Consider the following 2,360-nt stretch of genomic DNA (forward strand, 5'->3'; position numbering starts at 1 on the left):
ACGATGGCATCGCTCTGCGGGAACAGGGTTTGCTGGGTCTTGGGATCAACGAAGCTGTAGGTGATCGCTTCCTGGAAACCGCGGTCAACCAGCAGGTCGCGTACGCGCTTCAAGGTCACCTGCCCTTCTGCCTGCTCAACCATCGCCAGAGAGGCGGCCGGTTTCAGGTTCGGAATGTTGTTGTAGCCGTAGATGCGAGCCACTTCCTCGATGAGGTCTTCCTCGATGGCGATATCGAAACGCCAGGAGGGCGCCAACGCAGTCCAACCGTCAGCATCCACAGTCACCTGCATGCCGAGGCGAGTCAGGATCTCGACCACCTGAGCATCCGCCACGCTGATACCGATTACCTTGTCGAGCTTGGCGCGACGCAGCTTGATGGGTGCCGCTTTCGGCAGATGGGCATCGGATTTGACCTCGATGACCGGACCCGCGTCGCCGCCGCAGATATCCAGCAGCAGGCGAGTTGCACGGTCCATCACCTTGGCTTGCAGCTCCGGATCCACCCCGCGCTCGAAGCGATGGGATGAGTCGGTGTGCAGACCGTAAGTACGGGCACGGCCGGTGATGGAGAGCGGCGCGAAGAAGGCACACTCCAGCAAAATGTCGGTGGTGGTCTCGGATACACCAGTGCGGTTGCCGCCGAAGATACCGGCCATGCAGGCAGGACCTTTGGCATCGGCAATCACCAGGGTGGTATCTTTGAGCTTCACTTCGTTGCCGTCGAGCAGGGTCATCGGCTCGTCAGCGTGGGCGCGACGTACCACCAGTTCCCCTTCCAGGGTAGCCAGATCGAAGGCGTGCATCGGCTGACCGTATTCCAGCAGCAGATAGTTGGTGATGTCGACGATGGCGTCGATGGAGCGAATGCCGCCACGGCGCAGCTTCTCTTGCATCCAGAGCGGGCTCTGGGCCTGCAAGTTCAGCCCCTTGATGACGCGGCCCAGATAACGGGGGCAATCAGCTGGTGCTTCAACCCGGATCGGGAAAGTTGCATCAATAGTGGCAACAGCTGGTGCCCAGGTCGGCTCGACCACGTCGACGCTGTTGAGCACGCCGATTTCACGGGCCAGACCGGCGATACCGAGACAATCGGCACGGTTCGGAGTCAGATCAACATCGATGGAGACGTCGTTCAGATTGAGGTAGTCACGAATATCGGTACCGATGGGGGCATCGGCCGGCAGCTCGATGATGCCATCGGCTTCAACGTCGATACCCAGCTCACTGAAAGAGCAGAGCATGCCGTGGGACGGCTGACCACGCAGTTTGGCTTTCTTGATGGTGAAATCACCCGGCAGGGTCGCCCCTACTTTGGCCACACACACTTTCAAGCCCTGACGGCAGTTTGGCGCGCCGCAGACGATGTCCAGCAACTCGGCCTCACCCACGTTGACCTTGGTCACCCGCAGCTTGTCGGCGTCAGGATGTTGGGCGCACTCGACCACTTCACCCACCACCACATTGTTGAACTGGCCAGCCACCGCTTCCACGGCGTCCACTTCCAGACCGGCCATGGTGATCTGCTCGGCCAGCGCGTTGTCACTCAACTCGGTGCGGACCCACTCCATCACCCAGGATTTACTGAATTTCATGTTCTCTCGCCCTTACTTGAACTGCTTGAGGAAGCGCAGGTCGTTTTCGAAGAAGGCACGCAGGTCGTTGACCCCGTAACGCAGCATGGTCAGGCGCTCAACGCCCATGCCGAAGGCAAAGCCCGAGTATTTTTCCGGATCGATGCCGACCGAACGCAGTACGTTCGGGTGAACCATGCCGCAGCCCAGCACTTCCAGCCACTTGCCGTTCTTGCCCATTACGTCCACTTCAGCGCTCGGCTCGGTGAACGGGAAATAGGAAGGACGGAAGCGAATGGTCAGGTCTTCCTCGAAGTAGTTGCGCAGGAAGTCGTGCAGAATGCCCTTCAGCTCGGTAAAGCTGGCATGCTCGTCAACCAGCAGGCCTTCAACCTGATGGAACATCGGGGTGTGGGTCATGTCGTAGTCGTTACGATAGACGCGGCCCGGTGCAATGATGCGGATCGGCGGCTGCTGATGCTCCATGGTGCGGATCTGCACACCGGAGGTGTGGGTACGCAGCATCAGATCAGGATTGAAGTAGAAGGTATCGTGATCGGTACGCGCCGGGTGATGAGCCGGAATATTCAGCGCATCGAAGTTGTGAAAGCCATCTTCAATCTCGGGACCACGGGCAACCTTGAAGCCCATCTCACCAAACAGGCGCTCGATGCGCTCGATGGTGCGGGTCACCGGGTGCAGACCGCCATTCTCGATGCGGCGGCCCGGCAGGCTGACATCGATGGTCTCGGCGGCCAGCTTCTGGTTCAGCACGGCGACTTCGAG

General features: G+C 59.8%; 2 protein-coding genes. Both read right to left on the minus strand.

Translation table 11 applies throughout. The annotated features are described in order from the left end of the window. On the minus strand, positions 1 to 1,595 hold a 1,595-nt coding region (gene pheT, locus G5358_RS20765; RefSeq protein ID WP_421324845.1), incomplete at its 3' end, for a phenylalanine--tRNA ligase subunit beta. A gap of 12 nt (positions 1,596 to 1,607) precedes the next feature. Then, positions 1,608 to 2,360 (minus strand): phenylalanine--tRNA ligase subunit alpha (pheS, locus tag G5358_RS20770; protein WP_421324846.1); only part of this gene is annotated, 753 nt, incomplete at its 5' end.

This window comes from Aeromonas sp. 604176 (assembly GCF_049170755.1).
GTDB classification, from domain to species: domain Bacteria; phylum Pseudomonadota; class Gammaproteobacteria; order Enterobacterales; family Aeromonadaceae; genus Aeromonas; species Aeromonas veronii_A.